This is a genomic window from Roseisalinus antarcticus, from assembly GCF_900172355.1.
Taxonomy (GTDB): domain Bacteria; phylum Pseudomonadota; class Alphaproteobacteria; order Rhodobacterales; family Rhodobacteraceae; genus Oceanicola; species Oceanicola antarcticus_A.
Window position 1 is genome coordinate 1 of the sequence record NZ_FWFZ01000136.1, and the last position, 914, is coordinate 914.

The 914-nt window shown below is 59.0% G+C and carries 2 pseudogenes; one reads left to right on the top strand and one right to left on the bottom strand.

Annotation, left to right across the window (positions count from 1 at the left end):
• Window positions 1–197 (top strand): annotated as a pseudogene (locus tag ROA7023_RS25420) (hypothetical protein); the annotation flags it as partial.
• Here ROA7023_RS25420 and ROA7023_RS23590 read toward each other — a convergent pair.
• A pseudogene (locus ROA7023_RS23590) lies at window positions 172–603 on the bottom strand (IS1595 family transposase); the annotation flags it as partial. The pseudogenes ROA7023_RS25420 and ROA7023_RS23590 overlap by 26 nt on opposite strands.
• Between the last annotated feature and the right edge of the window lie 311 nt (window positions 604–914).

Genomic DNA, 914 nt, shown 5'->3' on the forward strand with positions numbered 1-914 from the left:
AACATGCCACCCTCGAATGGCTGGACTGGTTCAACAATCGCCGGCTGCCCGAGCCGATCGGAAACATCCCGCCTTCGGAAGCCGAGGCAAACTTCTACGTCGCTCTGGGAACTGAAGACATGGCTGCGCAACCAACAAGAATCAGCCTCCTGCAAACCCCGGCGCGGTTCAGATCGGCACCAGCGTGTCCCTATTGATATCGTCCACGACGATGGATCTGGCTTGGCCGGTGTTGCGGTCAACAAGAGTCAGCATGGCGTTCTTGTGGGCAAAGCCACGGGCCGTCTTGCTCTTCTTGTGCTTGGTGCCGATGAAGGTTTCATCCACTTCGACCGTACCGCCATTGCTGCCAAACGGGGCCAATGCGCCAGAACGCATACACGCGCGGATGCGGTGGGTCAGGAACCACGCGCTCTTGTAGGTGATGCCGAGAACGCGGTGTAGCTGGTGGCTGCTGATGCCCTTCTTACTGGACACCATCAGGTGGATCGCTTGCAGCCACAGGTGCAGCGGCAGGTGGCTTTCCTCGAAGATGGTGCCCTTGCGAACGGTAAGTTGCTTGCGGCACTCGCGGCACTTCCACAGGCCGTGGCGCTCGTTGCCGGCCGAGGGGTCTGGAAGGCGCCGACGGGCTGCAACATGGCTTCACCAATACCCGTGGCGTAGCCGTTCCAGTCACGGATCGTGAAACGAGAATAGCTGAAGAGAAGAGCTTTGACCGTGGCCTTCTGCCGGTTTCGTGGAGACCGGGCGACGTTTGCATGGTTCGGTCCTCGAACGCCATCGGGAGTTATGCCCGAAAGTTGGTGATGGTCTGAAGTAGGCGGCATATCATGGCGGTGTTCAAGATGCCGTCGTTCTCAGAGAGAAAGGATATGCCACCATGGCCAAATCTACCGTTGTCCCGTTCGAGC